The organism is Herbiconiux sp. (assembly GCF_004297105.1).
In the GTDB taxonomy this organism is placed as follows: Bacteria; Actinomycetota; Actinomycetes; order Actinomycetales; family Microbacteriaceae; genus Herbiconiux.
Genome location: NZ_SCVE01000012.1, coordinates 240,688 through 256,522, shown reverse-complemented (window position 1 = coordinate 256,522; position 15,835 = coordinate 240,688). Strand labels below are relative to the sequence as shown.

The window sequence follows — 15,835 nt, the reverse complement described above, 5'->3', positions numbered from 1 at the left end:
CGAGACAACGACAGGACCCCCTGATGAACACTCGACAGAAGAAGATCGCCCTTGCCACGATGAGTGGGCTCTCGCTGTCCGTCGCCCTGGCGGGCTGTGCCACCGATACCGCATCCTCCTCCGCCGAGGCGCAGACCGTCGCCCCCACGACGGCGAGCACCTCGTCGGCTGCCACCTCCTCGGCTGCCGCCTCGTCGACCGCGACCGACTCGGCCACCACCGATTCCGGCAGCAGCGCGAGCACCTACACCGATGGCACCTACGAGGCCACGGGCACCTACACCTCGCCCAACGGCCAGGAGGAGGTCGACGTGTCGATCACCCTCGCGAACGATGTCATCACGGCCGTCACGGTCACCCCGCAGGCGTCCAACCCCAACTCGGTGCGCTACCAGAACGAGTTCGCCGACGGCATCGCCGCGGTGGTGGTGGGTCAGGACATCGACGAGATCCAGGTCTCGCGCGTCGCCGGGTCGAGCCTCACGAGCGGCGGCTTCAACGAGGCCGTCGAGACCATCAAGTCCGAGGCGGCGTAAGGGCCGCGCGCATGAGCCGCGCCTCTTTCGACTTCGACGCCATCGGTACCCGGTGGCAGATCGAGACGGCCGAGCCGCTCGACGAGGCGACCCGGCGTGCGGTGACCGACCGCATCGAGTCGTTCGACCAGGTCTACTCCCGCTTCCGAACCGATTCCCTCGTGTCGCAGATCGCCGCCGGGGCAGGCCGCTTCGAGTTCCCGGATGACTCGCTCGAGCTCTTCGGGCTGTACGACAGGTTGTACTCTGCCACCGGCGGCGCGGTCGATCCGCTGGTGGGCCGCGACCTCGAGCGGCTCGGCTACGACCGCGTCTACAGCCTGCAGCCGGTGACGGCTCCGGATGTCTCGCTGCGGGCATCCTGGGCCGCCGACGTCACCCGCGACGGTGCCGCACTCACCACCACCCGGCCCGTCGTGATCGACGTCGGGGCGGCGGGCAAGGGCTACCTCGTCGACCTCGTACGCGCCGTGCTCGAGGATCATGGCGTCGACGACGTGGTGATCGATGCGAGCGGCGATCTCGTGCACCGGGGCGCGTCGCCCATCAGGGTGGGCCTCGAGCATCCGCTCGACCCGACGAAGGCGATCGGTGTGGCCGAGTTCGCGAACACCTCGCTCTGCGCCTCGGCGAGCAACCGCCGCGCGTGGGGCGATGGGCTGCACCACATCCTGGACGCGCGCAGCGGGAACCCGGCACGTGAGGTGATCGCCACCTGGGTGATCGCCGCCGACACCGCCCTCGCCGACGGGCTCGCCACCGCACTCTTCTTCACCGGTGCCCATGAGCTCGCGAACACATTCCACTTCAGCTATGTACGCATGTACGCCGATGGGCGGGCCGAGCGCTCGCGGTACTTCCCGGGAGAACTCTTCACATGAAAGCACGATTCGACACCCTGATCGGGCGCGTCACCATGTACAACCTCATGGTGATCGTGCTCGGCGCGATCGCCGTCGTCGCCTTGATCGAGAGTGCCCTCGGCCAGATCTTCTACACGCCGCTCGAGATGATCCTCAGCCTCGCCGTGGCCATCGTCGTCACTGCAGTGGCGAGCTGGGTCTTCGCGCTCGCGTTCCGCACGCGAGCGCACCTCCCGTCGTCCACGATCACCGGGCTGCTGATCTTCTTCGTGTTCATCCCCACCGCCGACCCCACGGGGCTCCTGCTGATGGCGCTCACCGCCGTGGTCGCGGCGGCATCCAAGTTCCTCCTGGCCATCCGGGGCCGGCACGTGCTCAACCCGGTGGCCGCCGCCGCCGTGATCATGTCGGTCACCGCGCTCAATCCCTCGGGCTGGTGGGTGGCCACGCCGGTGCTGCTCCCGGTGGTCGTGGTGGGCGCGTTCCTCGTGCTCTACCGCACCGGACGGCTCGCGATCGGCGGCACCTTCGTGCTGCTCGCGCTCGTGATCGTCACGGCGCGCATGGTGATCCTCGGCAGTTCCTTCGGCGATGCGCTCTGGCTGGCTGTGGGCTCGTTCCCCATCGTGTTCCTCGCGGGCTTCATGCTGAGCGAGCCGCTGACGCTCCCTCCTCGCCGGGGGCAGCAGCTCCTCGTCGCGGCCGTCGTGGCGGTGCTCTTCTCCATCCCCTTCTCGATCGGCCCGGTGTACTCCTCGCCCGAGATCGCTCTCGTGATCGGCAACATCGTGGCGTTCTTCTTCGGGCAGCGCCGGGGCATCCGGCTTCGCTACGTGGGCTCGCGGCAGCTCACCCCCACGAGCACGGCCTTCGACTTCGAGCCGTCGCATCCGGTGCGCTTCCTGCCGGGTCAGTATCTCGAGCTGGCGCTGCCGCACCGGGGTGCCGACTCACGCGGTACGCGGCGCATGTTCAGCATCACCTCGGCACCGGATGCCCCGGATCGGGTGAGCGTCGGCATCAAGCTCTCGCAGCCCTCGAGCTCGTTCAAGAAGGCGCTGGTGGGGCTCACGCCCGGCACCACCGTGCGGTCGACCTGGGTGGGCGGCGACTTCCTGCTGCCCCGGGATGCCTCGCACCCCGTGCTTCTCGCCGCCGGCGGCATCGGCATCACACCGTTCGTGAGCCAGCTCGCGGCACGCTCGGCCGGGGGCACACAACCCGTCGACGTGGTACTCGTCTACGCGGTGTCGGCACCCGATGAGCTGGCCTACGCCGACGAACTGGCGGCCGCCGGCATCCGGGTGCTGGTGACGGCACCCACCGAGCCGCCGGCGCTGCCGTCGGGGTGGGTGTACCTCGGGGCGGCCCGGGTCACGGCCGACGTGCTGCGCGCCGCGGTGCCCGACATCGATGCGCGACGCGCCTACGTGTCGGGCCCGCCCGGCTTCGTCGATCATGTGTCGGCCGAGCTGCGTCATGCGGGCGCCCGCGGCATCCGCACCGACGCCTTCGCGGGCTACTAGCCCCTCCGGCCACTCCGCGGAACGTCGAGCGGGCGGGGTCAGCGGATGGTGGCGTAGGCGTCGAGTGCGGCCGCGCGCGACTCCTTGAGGTCGACCATGGGCTCGGGATACGCATCCGTTCCCAGCTCGGGTACGTAGCGCGCGATGTAGGCGCCGTGCGGGTCGAACTTCGAGGCCTGCAACTCGGGGTTGAAGACCCGGAAGTACGGCGCCGCATCCGGCCCCGACCCGGCCACCCACTGCCAGTTCAACGCGTTGGAGGCGGGATCGGCGTCGACGAGCGTGTCCCAGAACCAGGCCTCGCCCACCCGCCAGTCGACCCGCAGGTTCTTCACGAGGAATGACGCCACCACCATGCGCACGCGGTTGTGCATCACACCGGTCTGCCACAGCTCGCGCATGCCGGCGTCGACGAGTGGGATGCCCGTCTGACCCTGCTGCCACCGCTCGAGATCGCGCGCGGGCAGCTCGTCCCAGGGGAAGCGATCGAACTCGGGCCGCATGTTCTCAGTGGTGATCGAGGGCAGGTGGAAGAGGAGGTGGTAGGCGAACTCGCGCCACACGAGCTGCCGGAGGAAGGCGGCGGCCCCGGATGTCGTGCCTCCGCGTTCCCCGTCGGCGGCGGGAGGTGCGGATGACGCCGAAGCACCCCGCGCCCGGTGCCTCTCCACCGCATGCCACACCTCGAACGGGCTGATCTCGCCGAAGCGCAGGTGCGGCGAGAGTCCCGACGTGCCGTCTTCGGCGGGGAAGTCCTGTTCATCGACGTACTCGTCGACTCCGCTCCGCAGGAAGGCGGCGAGCCGGGCATGCGCCCCGGCCGCGCCGGGCTGCCAGCGCGTACGCAGCCCCTCGGCCCAGTCGGGCCTCGTCGGCAGCAACCCCCACGACGCGAGGTCGTCGCTCGGCAGGCGTCGGTGCTGCAGCCCGTCATCCGCCGTGGGAGCGGGCACCGGATGCCGCGGAGCGGGCTTCGCGAGCACGGCGCGGTAGAACGGCGTGAACACCTTGTACCAGCCGCCCTGGCCGGTGAGGATCGTCCATGGCTCCACGAGCACCGAGCCGTGGAAGCTCTGCACGTCGATACCGTCGTCCTTCAACGACGACTTGAGGCCGGTGTCGATGGCCCGTTCGGCTTCGCCGTAGCGGCGGTTCCAGAACACGGCGGTCGCGCCGCTCTCGGCGACGACGGCCCGCACCACCTCGTCGGCGGTTCCGCGGCGGAGCGTGAGCGTCAGACCCACCTCGCGCAGTTCATCCGCGAGCGCCTCCAGGCTGCCATGCAGCCACCACGACGATGCTGCGCCGAGCGGCCGGATGCCGGCGCTCTCCCTGTCGAGCACGTACAGGCACACGATCGGGTCTCCCCGCAGGACGGCGGCGTGCACGGCGGGGTTGTCACGCAGGCGGAGGTCGTCGCGCAACCAGACGACGGTGGTGGGATTCGCGCTCACGGAGTCAGTCAACTCGCTCCCGGCGCATCCCGCACCCGAGGGTGTTCGCTAGCGGGCCGACGCCGTCCGCGCCGCGACGCCCACCCGCAGCTTGTCGCACAGCCGGGTGAGCTCGTCGAGCTCCTCGCCCGACAGCGTGCCCGACATGTGATCGCTGATCGAGGCGCCGTGGATCACGGCGGCCTGACGGTACGTCTGCACACCCTTCTCGGTGAGAGCGACCAGGGTTCCCCGCCCGTCGCTCGGGTCGTCGTGCTTCTCGAGGATGCCGCGCGAGACCAGTCGATCGACCAGGCGGCTGATCGACGGCTGAGTGAGCAGCACCTTCTCGCCCAGATCGCGGATGCGCAACGTCTTCCCGGGTTGCCCGAAGAGGTTGAACATCACGTCGTACTCGTTGAACGACACGATGTCGGTCGGGAACTCCGTGGCGAGCTGGCGCATCACGCTCACCTGCGCTCGGAAGAGCGATTCCCACGCGGCGACGGGGGAGACATCCGGTGCCATCCCAGCTCCTGACACTCGAGGCGAAAAGGTGGCTCTCATTCTGACACGGCCGCCACGGCTCGCCCCGAGGCGGGCGTTTAAATGATTGAGGGCCCGTCGTAGAGGCTAACGACGGGCCCTCTCCCTTGCACCAAGAGTGTCCTGCAATCACATTCCGCCGAAGCTGCCACAGCAAACAACTTCGGCTCTTCGAATATATAACGGTCTGGTAACGGGGAGCAAGTTACCAAATCGTTATTTTCCTGGGAATTGGCTGTGTGCCCCATTCGGGGGTGTGCGGGAGGGGTTCGACCGTCGGCGATCGCACGAGGAGATTGGCGTGAACCGGGTGAGCTGAATCGGACAATACGGTTATGAGTTCCGACAATGAGGTGATCGAACGCTCGGCCGTCGAGCCGGCCGTGTTCGCGACCCTCTACGACCGCCATGCTCCGAGCGTGTTCCGGTACGCCGCCCAGCGGCTCGGTGATGACGCGGGCCAGGACGTGATGTCGGAGACGTTCCTGGTGGCCTTCGAGCGCCGCGCGTCGTACGACCTCACTGTGCCGGATGCCCGCCCGTGGCTACTGGGCATCGCGACCCGGTTGATGCGCAAGCACTCCCGGGTCGAGGCGGCCGCCTGGAAGGGCATGTCGGCCGATCTCGCAGCCCAGATCGCGCCGGACGCCGTGGAGTCGACCGGCTCGCGAATCGATGCCGAACGTCTGTCCCGCCGACTCGCGAAGACCCTGCGTCATCTGTCGCCGGCCGATCGCGACACGCTGCTGCTCTACGCCTGGGCAGACCTGGACTACTCCTCGATCGCCGCCGTGACCGGCGTGCCGGTGGGCACGGTCAAGTCGCGACTGAATCGGGCCCGCCGCCTCTTACGCCGCGCCGCCGGCGCCGGCAGCACGACCACCTCTACCGAACAGGAGATCGACCATGGACGAACTGACACTGCTCCGCAACGCTCGTGACGACACCCGCGAGCCCACCCCCGAGATGATCGCCGAGGGCCGCGAGGCGCTGGTGAACCGGATCGCCCGGGGTGACGGAACCACCACCACCGAGCTCCCGCGCAGCGCCCGACGCCGGACGCTGCCGCGCGTGACGTGGGTGGCGGCGGGAGTGGCGGCCGGGATGATCGCGGTGCTGGTGGCGGGCAACATCAGCCTGGGTGCCCAGTCGGCATACGCCAGCGGTGTGCTCCGCGCCGCTGCCACGGAGACCATCGCCTACGCGAACCTCGTGCCGGACTCGGGCGAGTACCTCCGCGCACGTACGCACGCCCGCTGGCAGGCCTGCACCGGCGACGAGGACGGCGCCGTGGTGTGTGCGCCGAACGACCAGATCCTGGATGTGTTCATGCCGGCCGACCCGGCCGCGGAGTGGGTTCTCTTCCGCGACTGGGGGAACCAGTCCGGGATCACCACGGATGGGTCCATCGAGACCATCCGGGCCGCCGACGGTGCGTTCTACGGCCCCGATTCCTCGTGGGTCACGGTCGACTACGCCGACATCCCCACCGAGGGAGCTGCGGCCTACGACTGGATCGACAGCCAGTACACCGGGGGATCGGCGTCGCGCGACGAAGACGACTTCGTGCGCATCACCGACATCCTGCGCTCCGGTCTGGTTCCTGCGCCCCAGCGCGCGGCCCTTCTCGATGCCCTGTCGCGCATCCCAGGCGTGACCGCCACGGATGACGTCGCCAACCTCGATGGGGTGACGGGAACCGCGATCGGCCGCAACGAGCCCGTGCGTGCGGGCGAACGGCAGGAGGTCATCATCGATCCGGCCACCGGTCTGATCATCGGCGAACGAACCGTCTCCGGAACCACCGTGTTCGGCTGGGGGCCCGACGAGGTCGTCGAGCTCACGGCGATCGAGACCACGATCGCGACGACCGCACCATGACCCTCTGGGGCGACGAACCGATCGACCCCGCTGCGCTCGACCTCCCGCCGACCACGTCGATATCGATTCCCCTGCCCTCGCCGGCCGACGGATCCGGGCTCAGACTGTGGCGAGGCGGAGGTCGAGGCCGAGATCGCCGAGTGATGCGCGTGCGTCGGGGGGCAGATCCGCGTCGGTGATGGCGATGTCGAGGGCGTCGAGGGGGGCGACCTTGAACCGCTCGAAGGTGCCGAACTTCGTGCTGTCGGCGAGGAGCACGCACGAGGACGAGGCGGCCATGGCGGCCTTCTTCAGCACCACCTTGTCGGTGGCCGGGGTGGTGACGCCGTGCGCCACATCCCAGGTGCCGGTGCTCAAGAAGAAGAGGTCGAGGCTGATCGACCCGAGCGTGGCGGCGGCGAGGCTGCCGCTCGATGAGCCGCTCGAGACGTCGACCACGCCTCCCGTGTGGATCGTCTCGATGCTCGGGTAGTCGAGGAGCGTGGTGACCACGAAGAAGTCGTTGGTCACCACGGTGAGGCCGCGGCGGGTGGCCAGGAAGGGTACGACGGCCTCGCAGGTCGTTCCTGCATCCAGGAACACGACCATGTCGTCGTCGACGAGGCCGGCGGCCAGTTCGGCGATCGCTCGTTTTCGGGGCAGCTCCAGCCCGGCCCGCGAGGCGCGCTCGCGTGGGGGTTCGGAGCCCTTCCACTCGCTGAGCCGCACCCCGCCCTGAACGGAGACCACCTGACCGCTCTCCTCGAGCGCGGCGATGTCGCGCCGCACGGTCATGTGCGAGACGCCGAGGAGGTCGACGATGTGCCGGATGCTCAGCACACCCGCGCTCCGGAGCAGCCGCAGGATCTCCTGATGGCGCTGTTCGGGGATGAGAGGCGGGGTGGTGCTCACGACCCAGAGCCTAGCGCTCCGTGGGACAGATTCGAGAAAATGTGTGAACGTTTGTGAATCTATGAGCTATTGTGATGCTCAATGTTAAGCAAATTCGATGTGCTGCGCGCCATCCATGACACCGGTGCCGTCTTGATCATCCGGCTCGACAGCGCCGACGAAGCCCTCCAGGTCGCGAGGGCCGCCATCGCTGGCGGCTTCCGCGCGCTGGAGATCACCCTGAGCGTGCCGGATGCGCTGGGCGTCATCCGCATGCTCTCCACCGAGTACGCCGGCCAGGGCGTCGCCATCGGCGCGGGCACCGTACTCGACGCGGAGGCTGCGTTCGCCTGCGTGCAGGCCGGGGCGCGCATCCTCGTGAGCCCCAACCTCGACCCGGGCATGATCCGCACCGCGGCCCGCTACCAGGCGGTCTCGATCAGCGGCGCCTTCACGCCCACCGAGATCGTCGACACGATGTCTGCCGGGGCCGACATCGTGAAGCTCTTCCCCACCGAGATCGCGGGCCCCGACTACCTGAAGACCGTCAGGGCGCCGCTCGCTCAGGCGCCGATCCTGCCCGCCGGCGGCGCCACGCCCGAGAACGTGGGCACCTGGTTCGCCGCGGGAGCCGTCGCCGTGGGCGTCGGCAGTGCCGTCACGAAGGCGGCACGGCCCGACGGCGACTACTCCAAGGTCACGCGCGCCGCCGAGGCCTTCCTTGCGGCGATCGCGGCCGCCCGCGCCTGACAGCCCCGAACATCCCCCCACACACAAAGGAGTGAATGGCATGAGCCAGACGACCATCGAGGCACCCGTCCTCAGCAAGGCCGAGAAGAAGACCGTCAGGATCCGCTGGTTCCTCGTGGGCTTCCTCATCCTCGGTGGGGTGGTGAACTACCTCGATCGATCCACGCTCAGCGTGGCGAACACCACCATCGCCCAGGAGTTCAACCTCGACGCCCTGCAGATGGGTCTGCTGCTCTCGGCGTTCTCCTGGCCGTACGCCATCGCCAACCTCCCGGCCGGCTACCTCGTCGACAAGTTCGGGCCCAAGAAGATGTTCGCGTTCGCCGCAGGCGCCTGGTCGCTGGTGTCGATCGTCACGGCCGCCGCCAACTCCTTCGGCTTCCTCTACGCGGCCCGTGTCGCCCTCGGTATCGCGGAGTCGCCCTTCTTCACCTCGGCGCTCAAGGTCAATGAGCGCTGGTTCAACAAGAAGGAGCGTGCGCTCCCCGTCTCGCTGGTGAACACCGGATCGCAGATCGCGAACGCCATCGCACCTCCGCTCCTCACCTTCCTGCTGCTCACCATGAGCTGGCGGGGCATGTTCATCATCGTGGGCGCCTTCGGCATCGTGATCGCCCTCGTCTGGCTGCGCATCTACCGCGACCCCACCCTCAAGGAGCAGGCCCTCATCAAGGGCGCGGAGGCCGAGGCGCGGGTCGCGGCCACCAACGAGAAGGTCGGCTGGGGCCAGCTGTTCAAGTACCGCAACACGTGGTTCATGATCCTCGGCGCCTTCGGCATCTTCTACACCGTGTGGGTCTACCTCACCTGGCTGCCGAGCTACCTGCAGACCGCTCGCGGGTTCAGCCTCGCCGAGAGCGGCTGGCTCGCCTCGCTCCCGTTCCTGTGCGGCATCATCGGTGTGATCTTCGGTGGCTGGCTCTCCGGCCGCCTCGTCGGACGGGGTGTGAACACCGTGCGCGCCCGAAAGATCCCCATCGTCGGCGGCGCCCTGCTGGCTGCGGCAGCCGTGCTCCCCGTGGCCTACGTCGACAGCACTCCGCTCGCGATCGTGCTGCTCTCGGTGGGCTACTTCGCCTCGCAGGTTCCCATCGGATGCCTCTGGACCCTCGCCTCCGACATCGCGCCCTCCAATCAGGTGGCCTCGCTGGGTGCGATCCAGAACTTCGGCGGATTCATCGGCGCGGCCGTCGCGCCCGTGGTGACCGGTGCCATCCTCGCCTCGACCGGGGGCAACTACACGCTCGTGTTCCTCATCGGCGGAGTGCTGCTGCTCGTCGGCGCCCTCTCCTACGGCCTGTTCGTCAAGGAGCGCCCGGCCGCCCCGAGCGAGTCCGTGACGACGGCGTAGCCTGACGTCATGGGCAGCACCCTGTACTTCGTGATCGGCCCGGCGGGCTCCGGCAAGTCGACCGTGAGCACGCTGATCGCCGAGCGGATGCACGCGGCCTACCTCGATAAGGACTCGGTGGCGACCTTCTTCACCGAGGCCTTGCTCGAGGCGGCCGGCACCGACAAGCACGAGCGCGACAACAACGAGTACTACCAGCGCGTGGTGATGGACCTGGAGTACCGCACTCTGCTGCGGCTCGCCGGCGACAACCTCCGGCTCGGTAACCCGGTGGTGCTCGACGCGCCCTTCGTGCGCTACTTCCCGCGCGACGACTTCCTCGAGAAGGCCGCGGAGGAGCACGACTGGCCGCGCGACGTCGAGATCGTGGTGGTGCACGTGACGGTGGAGGGCTCCCGGGTGAAGAACCGGGTGGATGCCCGCGGCTACGAGCGCGACGCCTGGAAGCTCGCCCACTGGGACGAGTTCTGGGCCACCGCTCAGGCCTCGGAGTGCCGCTGGCGGGGTGCCCACCACATCCTCTTCGACAACAGCGCCGACGGGGCTGCCGGCAATCTCGAGAGCGCCCTGGCCGCCTTCATCTGACGATTCCCCCCCGGGTCTCGGCCTGAATCTGTGCCGATCTTCATTCGGATGTTGCTTTTCCCGACATTCGGATCTAAAGTCACAGAAACGCAGAAATGCGCAGATTCAGAGCCGAGTCCAGAAGGGTCATCGTCGACATGTACGCCATCGAACGCCACGAACGCATCGGCGTCGTCATCGGGAGCAGAGGCCGGGTCACGGTGGCCGAGCTCGCCGAGTCGCTCGGTGTCACCTCCGAGACGGTGCGCCGCGATCTCGACCTGCTCGAGCGGCAGGGCCTGCTGCGCCGCGTGCACGGGGGCGCCGTGGCCAACACGAAGACGAGCCTGATCGAGCCCACCGTCGCCGACCGCGTCGACCGTGCGCGGGGCGCCAAGGCATCGATCGCGGATGCGGCCCTCGCTCTCCTCGGCGAGGGCTTCTCAGGGTCGGTGCTGCTCGACTCCGGTACCACGACCGGTGCCCTCGCCGAGCGACTGGCCGGGTGGCGCTCCGCGGATGGCCGCGAGCTCATCGTCATCACCAACTCGGTGCCCATCGCCGCGCTGCTGCACCTCAACCCGGCGATCGATCTCCACCTGCTCGGCGGTACCGTGCGCGGGGTCACGAGCGCGGCGGTCGGCACGACCACCCTCGATCAGCTCGCCCACCTGCGGCCCGACATCGCCTTCGTGGGCGCGAACGGCATCAGCGCCGAGTTCGGCCTCAGCACGCCCGACGAGCGAGAGGCATCGGTCAAGTCGGCGATGATCCGCAGCGCCCGCCGCTCGGTGGCGCTCGTCGATTCCACGAAGCTCGGCGACGAGGCGCTGCACCGCTTCGCCGAACTGCGCGACCTCGACACTCTCATCTCCGACCAGGATCCCTCCGGCACGCTGTCGGCGGCGCTCGACGCCGACGAGGTCGAGGTGATCGTCGCGTGATCCTCACCGTCACCGTCAACCCGTCGTTCGACCGCACCATCGACCTCGCCGAACCCCTCCAGCACGGCCAGGTGCAGCGGGTCTCCCATTCCACGCAGGAGCCGGGAGGCAAGGGCGTCAACGTCTCCCGTGCCCTGCAGGCCGCCGGATGCGCCACTCTGGCGATCCTGCCCGGTGACGCCGGCGACCCGATGGTCGAGGCGCTCGGTGCGGCGGGGATCCCGGTGGAGTGCGTACCGGTGGGCGCGAGCATCCGTGCGAACACCACGATCACCGAACCCGACGGCACCACGACCAAGCTCAATGAGCCGGGTGCGCCGATCAGCCCCGACGCCCTCGATGGCATCGTGGACCTCGTGGCCCGGCGGTCCGCCGCGGCGTCGTGGGTGGTGCTCGCCGGTTCTCTTCCTCCCGGAGCGCCGGCCGACTTCTACGCACGCATCGTCGCCGCCATCCGGCAGCGGGCCGCGCGCGACGGGGTCTCGGCCCCCTCGATCGCCGTCGACAGCTCGGGAGATCCGCTCTCCGCCCTGCTCTCCTCCGGTGAAACCGTCGACCTCATCAAACCGAACGGCGAAGAGCTGCTGGCGGTGGCCGGGGCTCTCGGTGAGCCGGTGGCCGGCATCCCGGTCGACGACTTCGAGGCCGACGAGGCGCAGGTCGTGGCCGTCGCCCAGAGCCTCCTCTCACCGACGCTCGGCCGTGTCCTCGTCACGCTCGGCTCGCGCGGAGCACTGCTCGTCTCCGAACAGCACGTGCTCGCGGCGCGCGCACCGGTGATCGTGGCCCGCAGCACGGTCGGCGCGGGGGACTGCTCGCTGGCGGGCTACCTCCTCGCAACCGAACGAGGTGCCGCCGCCGCCGAGGCGCTCGCCCAGGCCGTGGCGCACGGCGCGGCCGCCGCATCCCTGCCCGGTTCCACCGTGCCCACCCCCGACCTCACCCATCCCGGCGACATCGTCGTCAGCCACCGTCCGCGCGTCGTCGCCGGCCGGAGATAACGAAGGAGTCCACCCCCACCATGTCCGCACTCATCACCACCGATCTGGTCGTTCTCGACCTCGACCTGGGCTCCGAGAAGTCCCGGGTCATCCGCCGGCTCGCCGAGCTGGTCGTGGCCTCGGGCCGCGCCACCGACGCCGAGGCTCTCTACGCCGACGCCTGGGACCGGGAGAGCAAGACCGACACCGGCATCCCCGGCGGCATCGCCATCCCGCACTGCCGCTCGACCGCGGTGCTCGAGCCCACCCTCGCCATGGCGCGTCCGCGACCGGGCGTCGACTTCGGCGCCGCCGATGGTCCCGCCGACCTCATCTTCTTCATCGCCGCACCGGATGGCGCCGACCAGGAGCACCTCGTGCTGCTGTCGACGCTCGCCCGGTCGCTGATCAAGCCCGAGTTCGTGCAGGCGTTGCGGGATGCCCCCACGAAGGAGGCGATCGTGGCGCTCGTCGACGGTGCGCTCTCGGGCACCACGCCGGCTGCCTCAGCGGCGGCCCCTGCGGCGGCAGCCGCCGCGACGGAGCCCGTCGCCCCGGCGGCCGAGCGCGAACGACCCGTGCTCGTGGGCGTCACCGCCTGCCCCACCGGGATCGCGCACACCTACATGGCGGCCGACTCCCTCGTGGCCGCCGCCGAACGGGCCGGAGTGGAACTCCACGTCGAGACGCAGGGCTCCTCGGGAGCGGATCCGCTCGATCCGGCCCTCATCGCCCGCGCGGTCGCCGTGGTCTTCGCCGTCGACGTCGATGTGCGCGACAAGGCCCGGTTCGCGGGCAAGCCCGTCATCCAGGCCCCCGTGAAGCGAGGCATCGACGAGCCCGACGCGATGATCGCCGAGGCACTCGCCGCCGCGACCGACCCCGCAGCGCGTCGCGTGGCCGGTGACTCGTCGTCCGCATCCGCGGGTGCAGCCGCATCCGACGAGCACATCGGCGCGAAGCTCAAGCGCTACCTGCTCACCGGTGTGAGCTACATGATCCCGTTCGTGGCGGGCGGCGGCCTGCTGATCGCCCTCGGCTTCCTGCTCGCGGGCTACCAGATCAATGCGAGCGCCACCGACATCGTGCTGAACAACTCGCTCTGGAACCTGCCCGACGGCGGGCTCGCCACGTACCTCGGAGCGGTCTCGTTCGTGATCGGCGCCGCCTCGATGGGCTTCCTGGTGCCGGCGCTCGCGGGGTACATCGCCTACGCGATCGCCGACCGGCCGGGCATCGCCGTGGGCTTCACCGCGGGTGCCGTCGCTCTCATCATGAACGCCGGCTTCCTCGGCGGACTGGTCGGCGGCCTCCTCGCCGGGTTCATCGCCTGGGCCATCGGGCGGCTGCGCGTGCCACGGGTGGTCCGCGGGCTCATGCCCGTCGTGATCATCCCGCTGTTCGGCTCGATCTTCGCGTCGGGACTCATGCTGCTCGTTCTCGGTGGGCCGATCGCCCTGCTCATGAGCGGCCTGAACGACTGGCTGTCCTCGCTCACGGGAGTCTCCGCGATCCTGCTGGGCGTCATCCTGGGTGCCATGATGGCGGTCGACCTCGGCGGCCCGATCAACAAGGTCGCCTACGCCTTCGCCGTGGCCGGCCTCGCCGCCGGAACGGTCGAGAACCAGGCGCCCTGGCAGATCATGGCCGCGGTCATGGCCGCCGGTATGGTTCCGCCGCTCGCCCTGGCTCTCGCCACCGTCATCGACCGACGGCTCTTCAGCCAGGCGGAGCGCGAGAACGGCAAGGCGGCGTGGTTCCTCGGAGCGGCGTTCATCTCCGAGGGCGCCATCCCGTTCGCCGCGGCGGACCCGCTGCGCGTCATCCCCGCGGGCATCGTCGGCAGCGCCCTCACCGGAGCCATCGTGATGGGAACCGGCGTCACCTCGCAGGCACCGCACGGCGGTTTCGTGGTGTTCTTCGCCATCGGCAACTTCGGGATGTTCGTGCTCGCAATCCTGGCCGGCATGGTGGTGAGCGCCGCGCTCGTCGTCGTGCTCAAGCGCTTCGTGCGCCGCCGTCCGCGCGAGGAGAACACCTCCATCGGGTCATCGGCGCCGGCGACCACCGGCCGCGGCAGCGCCGCCGGCCCGCTGGCGGACGGCCGCCCTGCTCCCGCGTACGCGGCATCCGCCTCGACCGAGGTGGCGCCCGAGCGCACCTCCGTCGTCACCCGATAGCACCACCCCTCTCCCGAAAGGCACAGAACAATGACCGAGAGAACCGCCATCATCGCCAGCCGCGTCGGGCTCCACGCCCGGCCCGCATCGCTCTTCATCGAGGCCGTCAAGCGCCAGCCGGTGAAGGTCACCATCTCGAAAGACGGCAGCACGCCGATGGATGCGTCGAGCATCCTGTCGATCATGAGCCTCGGCGCGGGCAACGGCGACGCGGTCGTGCTCGCCGCCGAGGGCGAGGGCGCCGACGGCGCGCTCACCGAATTGGTGGCCCTGCTCGAGACCGACCTCGACGCCGAGTAGGCGCTCAGGCGTCGGCGGCGTCCGCGCCGGTTCCGGCCCGGAGTTCGGCAAGCCGTCTCGTCGCGAGATCGGCGGTGCCGCTCCGGGCCGGAGTCACCCTGGCGATCGAGCTGCGCTCGACGACGGGCATCGGGATCAGGCGTTCGCCCGGGCCCGCGTTCGAGAGCAGGAGCCGCACGGCCTCCCGGCCCATCACCACGTGGGGGAGACCGATCGTGGTGAGCCCGGGGCGGAGGTAGGAGGCGAGTTCGTCGTTGTCGAACGACACGATCGAGATGTCCTGGCCGACGGTCAGCCCGCGTTCGGTGCAGGCCTGGTAGGCGCCGAAGGCGAGCCGGTCGTTCATGCACAACAGCGCCCGCACATCGGTGCGGCGGTCGAGCAGCTCGGCGGTGAGGTCGTAGCCGTTGTGGGGCTCCCAGTCCCAGCACGACTCCTCCGCCACGAGGGTGAGGCCGAGTTGCGCCAGCTCCGAGCGCAGTCCGCGGATCCTCCGGTCGACCGTGGCGGAGCGGAACAGGTCGCGTTCGGCCTCGTCGTTCTGCCCGATGAGCGCGATTCCCTCGGAGTGGCCCGCCGCCGCGAGGAGATCCACGGCGGCCCGGCCGCCGGCCTCCTCGTCGGGCAGCACCGAGACGCCGTGACGCGGGTTGGTCGCATTGAGCATGACCACCTTCGTGGCCTCGGGCAGGTCGGGAACGTACAGCTCCCTGGCCCGCACGGTACCGAAGATGATGCCGTCGACCTGGCGGTCGAGCACGGCTTCGATCGCCTCGACCTCGCGGGCCGGCTCACCGCGGGTCTCCATGACGAGCACCACGTGCCCGGCTCGCTCGGCCTCCTCCAGAGCACCCTGGATCAGGCCGCTGGCGAATCGGGTCGTGGCGACGACATCCGAGATGAACGCGATCGAGAGCGTACGGTCGGTGCGGAGGGCGCGGGCCCCGATGTTGGGCCGGTAGCCCAGTTCAGCGGCCGCCGCGTGCACGCGCGCGTGCGCCTCGGCGGAGAACCGGGTATCGGGCTTCCCGTTGAGGATGAGAGACGCCGCCGTCGGCGACAACCCGGCCATCCGGGCGACATCCGCCAGCGTGGTCCGCTTCGCGAACAT

Annotated in this window: 16 protein-coding genes; 12 read left to right on the top strand and 4 right to left on the bottom strand. The window is 69.6% G+C overall.

The features are described from left to right. Nucleotides 1-23 precede the first annotated feature (23 nt). From EPO52_RS07590 to EPO52_RS07580, 3 genes are read left to right on the top strand one after another with little or no spacing between them, the layout of a single operon-like run. The gene (locus EPO52_RS07590; RefSeq protein ID WP_290804188.1) at nt 24-536 is read left to right on the top strand and encodes a hypothetical protein; all 513 of its coding nucleotides are present in this window, start codon (nt 24-26) and stop codon (nt 534-536) included. 11 nt (nt 537-547) lie between these two features. Continuing rightward, a complete protein-coding gene (locus tag EPO52_RS07585; RefSeq protein WP_290804185.1) occupies nt 548-1,417 on the top strand; it encodes an FAD:protein FMN transferase in 870 nt (289 codons plus the stop codon). After that, nucleotides 1,414-2,925 (top strand): FAD-dependent oxidoreductase, encoded by a 1,512-nt coding sequence (locus EPO52_RS07580; protein ID WP_290804182.1) that lies wholly within the window; start codon nt 1,414-1,416, stop codon nt 2,923-2,925. The genes EPO52_RS07585 and EPO52_RS07580 overlap by 4 nt, the downstream gene beginning before the upstream one ends. A 38-nt stretch (nt 2,926-2,963) precedes the next feature. Here EPO52_RS07580 and EPO52_RS07575 read toward each other — a convergent pair whose 3' ends face one another. Further along, nucleotides 2,964-4,379, bottom strand: coding sequence for a deoxyribodipyrimidine photo-lyase (locus tag EPO52_RS07575; RefSeq protein ID WP_290804179.1), 1,416 nt, complete (start codon nt 4,377-4,379; stop codon nt 2,964-2,966). Between the two features lie 48 nt (nt 4,380-4,427). Continuing rightward, nucleotides 4,428-4,886, bottom strand: coding sequence for a MarR family winged helix-turn-helix transcriptional regulator (locus EPO52_RS07570; RefSeq protein ID WP_290804176.1), 459 nt, complete (start codon nt 4,884-4,886; stop codon nt 4,428-4,430). A 353-nt stretch (nt 4,887-5,239) separates the two neighbouring features. On the opposite strand from EPO52_RS07570, the gene EPO52_RS07565 reads away from it, so the two are divergent. Beyond that, nucleotides 5,240-5,845, top strand: a complete 606-nt coding sequence (locus EPO52_RS07565; RefSeq protein ID WP_290804173.1) for a sigma-70 family RNA polymerase sigma factor — start codon at nt 5,240-5,242, stop codon at nt 5,843-5,845. Continuing rightward, nucleotides 5,811-6,785, top strand: coding sequence for a hypothetical protein (locus EPO52_RS07560; protein WP_290804171.1), 975 nt, complete (start codon nt 5,811-5,813; stop codon nt 6,783-6,785). The genes EPO52_RS07565 and EPO52_RS07560 overlap by 35 nt, the downstream gene beginning before the upstream one ends. A gap of 99 nt (nt 6,786-6,884) precedes the next feature. Here the strand turns inward: EPO52_RS07560 and EPO52_RS07555 are convergent, their stop codons facing one another. Beyond that, nucleotides 6,885-7,676: a DeoR/GlpR family DNA-binding transcription regulator gene (locus EPO52_RS07555; protein ID WP_290804169.1), complete on the bottom strand. Its 792-nt coding sequence runs from the start codon at nt 7,674-7,676 to the stop codon at nt 6,885-6,887. A gap of 81 nt (nt 7,677-7,757) precedes the next feature. Here EPO52_RS07555 and EPO52_RS07550 point away from each other — a divergent pair, with 81 nt between their 5' ends. The 7 genes from EPO52_RS07550 (at nt 7,758) to EPO52_RS07520 (ending at nt 14,724) form a co-directional block, all read left to right on the top strand. Then, the gene (locus EPO52_RS07550) at nt 7,758-8,405 is read left to right on the top strand and encodes a hypothetical protein (protein ID WP_290804166.1); all 648 of its coding nucleotides are present in this window, start codon (nt 7,758-7,760) and stop codon (nt 8,403-8,405) included. A 40-nt stretch (nt 8,406-8,445) separates the two neighbouring features. Beyond that, complete coding sequence (locus EPO52_RS07545; protein WP_290804163.1) at nt 8,446-9,756, top strand: MFS transporter; 1,311 nt, start codon at nt 8,446-8,448, stop codon at nt 9,754-9,756. Between the two features lie 9 nt (nt 9,757-9,765). Beyond that, a complete protein-coding gene (locus tag EPO52_RS07540; protein ID WP_290804160.1) occupies nt 9,766-10,341 on the top strand; it encodes an AAA family ATPase in 576 nt (191 codons plus the stop codon). A gap of 95 nt (nt 10,342-10,436) precedes the next feature. Further along, nucleotides 10,437-11,264 carry a DeoR/GlpR family DNA-binding transcription regulator gene (locus EPO52_RS07535; protein WP_363339632.1) on the top strand — a complete coding sequence of 276 codons (828 nt, stop codon included), beginning with the start codon at nt 10,437-10,439 and terminating at the stop codon, nt 11,262-11,264. Then, nucleotides 11,261-12,265: a 1-phosphofructokinase family hexose kinase gene (locus tag EPO52_RS07530; protein WP_290804157.1), complete on the top strand. Its 1,005-nt coding sequence runs from the start codon at nt 11,261-11,263 to the stop codon at nt 12,263-12,265. The genes EPO52_RS07535 and EPO52_RS07530 overlap by 4 nt, the downstream gene beginning before the upstream one ends. Before the next feature lie 20 nt (nt 12,266-12,285). Then, nucleotides 12,286-14,424: a fructose-specific PTS transporter subunit EIIC gene (locus EPO52_RS07525; protein ID WP_290804155.1), complete on the top strand. Its 2,139-nt coding sequence runs from the start codon at nt 12,286-12,288 to the stop codon at nt 14,422-14,424. 30 nt (nt 14,425-14,454) lie between these two features. Further along, a complete protein-coding gene (locus tag EPO52_RS07520; RefSeq protein WP_290804152.1) occupies nt 14,455-14,724 on the top strand; it encodes an HPr family phosphocarrier protein in 270 nt (89 codons plus the stop codon). 4 nt (nt 14,725-14,728) lie between these two features. On the opposite strand, the gene EPO52_RS07515 is transcribed toward EPO52_RS07520, so the two are convergent. Continuing rightward, entirely contained in the window at nt 14,729-15,835 is a 1,107-nt protein-coding gene (locus EPO52_RS07515; protein WP_290804149.1) for a LacI family DNA-binding transcriptional regulator, read from the bottom strand.